Origin of the sequence: Gemmatimonas sp. (genome assembly GCF_044376735.1) — a bacterium.
Lineage (GTDB): Bacteria > Gemmatimonadota > Gemmatimonadetes > Gemmatimonadales > Gemmatimonadaceae > Gemmatimonas.
Genome location: NZ_JBILKJ010000230.1, coordinates 1 through 3435, shown reverse-complemented (window position 1 = coordinate 3435; position 3435 = coordinate 1). Strand labels below are relative to the sequence as shown.

Annotated in this window: 3 protein-coding genes and 1 pseudogene; all 4 read right to left on the bottom strand. The window is 68.2% G+C overall.

The features are described 5' to 3' along the window. A pseudogene (locus ACIRA7_RS15915) lies at positions 1 to 784 on the bottom strand (DNA mismatch repair protein MutS); the annotation flags it as partial. After that, on the bottom strand, positions 781 to 1686 hold the full coding sequence (locus ACIRA7_RS15910; protein ID WP_396221817.1) for an SPOR domain-containing protein: 906 nt from the start codon (positions 1684 to 1686) through the stop codon (positions 781 to 783). The gene ACIRA7_RS15910 and the pseudogene ACIRA7_RS15915, both read right to left, overlap by 4 nt. Then, positions 1686 to 2792 carry a DNA polymerase III subunit delta gene (gene holA / locus ACIRA7_RS15905; RefSeq protein WP_396221816.1) on the bottom strand — a complete coding sequence of 369 codons (1107 nt, stop codon included), beginning with the start codon at positions 2790 to 2792 and terminating at the stop codon, positions 1686 to 1688. Before holA ends, ACIRA7_RS15910 begins: the two co-directional genes overlap by 1 nt. Positions 2793 to 2823: 31 nt before the next feature. Next, positions 2824 to 3408, bottom strand: coding sequence for a zf-HC2 domain-containing protein (locus ACIRA7_RS15900; protein WP_396221815.1), 585 nt, complete (start codon positions 3406 to 3408; stop codon positions 2824 to 2826). Between the last annotated feature and the right edge of the window lie 27 nt (positions 3409 to 3435).

Here is a 3435-nt window from a genome sequence, read left to right as displayed (position 1 = left end):
GCGGCAGTCCACCCGGCTGCAGCTCGCGCAGGTAGCGCAACAGCGCCCCCGCCGCGCCGATCGCGCCCGCATCATCACTGCCCAGTCCGAAGCCTTCCAGCGAGCGCACATCGAACTGGCGCGCCAGTTCATCGCCAGCCAGCTGCGCGTCGAATTCCCATCCATCGCGCTCGGTCACCAGCACGTTGTCCACCGCCTGCATCGCCGTGGCCAGCTCGGGGTGCGATGCGCCACGCACCACCAGCAGCTCGCGCGGCGCCAATCGCGCCAACACCGCGGGGGCATCCATCGGCGTCACCAGAAACAGGCGCCACTCGCCGGTCGACAGATCGGCGGCCGCGATGCCGATCTGATCACGCGATCCGTCACGCGATGTATCGCGGCCGGTCGCGATGGCGCACACATAGTTCGCCCGCGCACCGTCCAGCAGATCGTCAGCAAACACCGCGCCGGGCGTGATCGTCTCCACCACTTCGCGCTTGACGATCCCCTTCGCCAGCTTCGGGTCCTCCACCTGCTCGCAGATGGCGACGCGGAAGCCCTGCCCCACCAGGCGACGCAAATACTCCGCGGCCGCCTTTACCGGGATGCCCGCCAGCGGCACCTCGGCCGCCCCGCCATTGTTGCGCGACGTGAGCGTCAGCCCGATCGCCCGCGACGCCGTCTCGGCGTCGTCGTAGAACATTTCGTAGAAATCACCCATGCGGAAAAACAGAATCGCATCCTGATGACGCGACTTGATCTCCCGGTACTGCTGCATCAGCGGCGTAGCCGCACCGCTCACGGCGCGCGCTCCGCGACGAATCCGCCAAGCCCGAGCTTCTTCAGCCTGCTCAGGGCGCTGACCGCCTCCGCGCGCGTCGCGTAGTACCCCACACGCACCCGGAACGGCTTCTGCTCGCCGTCGATGCGGGCCTCGATGTCACGCTTGGTGAAGCGCTGCACAGCGGCGGCGGCTTCCGCGCGCGTATCGTACGCCGCCAGCTGCACCGAGTAGCGTCCGGATCCCGCTGCCGGCGTCGGCGCTGCCGACGTCGGCGCCACCGGCGCAGCGGCCACCGGCGTCGCGGCCACCGCTGGCGGGGTAACCGGTGCGACAGTCCGCGGGACGCCCACACACCGTCGCTGCAGTTCGTCCGACTGCAACTTCAGTTCACCGTCAGGGATCTCGACCCGCCGCAACGAATCGAGCGCGGTGCAGCCGCCGGTCAGGTTGCGCTCGTCGAAGTAGCTGCGCGTCAACCACAGCAACCCCCGCGTGCGATAGGGGCCCGCCGGAAAGTCGCGGAGCAGGCGCGTGAAATACACGCGCGCTTCCGCGGGATGTCCGCGCAGCATGTCCAGCTCCCCCAACCGCACCAGCGCGTCGGGCGTGCGCGGTGACAACGGGACGTCGATCACTAACCGCTTCCAATCGCGCTCGGCGTCACCGATCCCCTCGGCCAGGACCGCGCGCCAGTACAGCGCTTCGGCGAAATCGGCGGTTCCCGCTGGCACCGCACCCACCAGCGAATCCATCAGCACGCGCGCCGTAGCGCCATCGCCACTATCCACAAGGGCGCGGGCACGCGCGCTGACCCGTTCCACCGCCGGCGTGACCTGCGCCGACAGCGCCGGGGCAATCAGCAGCATCGCGGCGCACCCGGCGGTCGCCATCACCAGCACTGCGCGAGGGGAACGAAGCATCAGGCCGCCTTCCGGCGACGGGTGGCACAGAGGCCGAGCACGAGGGACATCAGGATCTGCTCCGCATTCGAGACCGTGGTTTCCTTGAGCGCCATATCGGCTTCCAGCAACAGGGCGAGGGCCTTCTCGCACGACGCCGCACTCCACTGCTCCGTGACCTTCGTCCACGCCGAGGACGCCTCGTTCCACGGTCGGCCGGGATACCCGCCGGTGGCCTTCAGGAAGGCGAAGAACTCCTGCGGCAAGCGGTTGGTGGGAATGCCGGCGTCACGCCGGGCGCGCCCGAACGACAGGGCAAACGCCTGCGTGCTCAGCATCATCACCACTTGCACCGCCGTAACTTTTGGTTGCGACAGGACATGCGCCACCAACGTCACCGCCGCGGCGGCGTCCTGGCGGGCGACCGCATCGAGCAGATCAGTGACCGTTTCCCCGCGGCGAATACCGACCACCGCCGACACGGCGTCCACATCGATGGTGGCGCGCGCCTCGCTCACACTGGCCGCCGAGTCGCCAACGGCATGGTGCACGCCCATCGCATAGCTCGCGCACTTGTCGAGCTCTGACGCCAGCTGATGCAGATCGTTGCCGACGGCCTGCTGCAACAGCTGCGCCGCATCGTCGGCGATGGTCACGCCCAGCACGGTGGTGGCCTGATGCGCGATCCAGCGGCGCACGCGATCGGGGGTGAGTGGCGCGAACTCGAGCGCCTCCGACGCGGTGGCGATTGCCGCATCGACCTTCGTGCCGGCCGGACTCACCAGCAGCAACAGCGTGTCGCTGGCCGGCCGCTTCAAGTACAGATCCAGCTGCTGTCGCGCCGCCTTCTTGAGCGCCGTCACGTCACGAAGCACCACCGCGCGCTTCTCGGCCAGCATCGGCGGAGTGGAGAGCAAACTGCTCACCGCTTCGGCGTCCAGTTCACTGGCGCGACGGATTTCGCAGTTGAAGTCACGAGTGCCCGGGTCGATCGCCGCCGCCAGCAGATCGCGCACCGCGCCATCCTTCAGGTAGTCGTCGTCGCCGTGGAGGTAGTACACAGGCGCGAAGGTCCGCGACTGAATCGCGGCTTGCACGACGCGGAGGGGCGACGATTCCTTGGCCATCCCGTGAAGATAAGGGACCGCCGGTCGAACTTCAGCGCAATTCGGAAAAGGCGGCCGGTGTGAATTCGCTGCGCACGAAATGCGTCGGGGCATCTTCGATGAGCATCGCCGCCGGCCAGACCGGATTGCCGGTCGCCATCGCCTGCATCAGCTCTGGCGTGAGATACGGGACCGGGGTGGGCGTCGCCGGCGTCGCGGCCAGTACGGGCTGCATCGAGAGCTCCGGGGCCGCCGGAGTCCATCCCTGCCAGACGAACGCGCCAAGCATCGCACTCGCTGCCACCGCCAACACCACGCGCGAGTTCCGGGAGCTGGCCGGCTGGGGCGCGGTCAGCAGGGCCGCGCGCTCGTCGCGGCATTCGTCGCGGCATTCGGCCAAACGGGCACGCAAGCGCGCCTGAAAATCAGCACTGGGCTCCAGCATGGGCATGCTGCGCGCCACCATCAGCGAGCGACGCACCAGCGCATCGTGCGCGGCGCAGCCATCGCACACCATCACATGATGCTGAGCCAAGGCCATCTCATCGCCGGGCAGCGTGTCGTCGAGATAGGCCAGATGCTGCTTTCGGAATTGCTTACAGTCCATCGGTACGCTGGTGACCCGTGTAGAAGGCATCGCGGAAACGGCAGCCGCCGGTCTGAC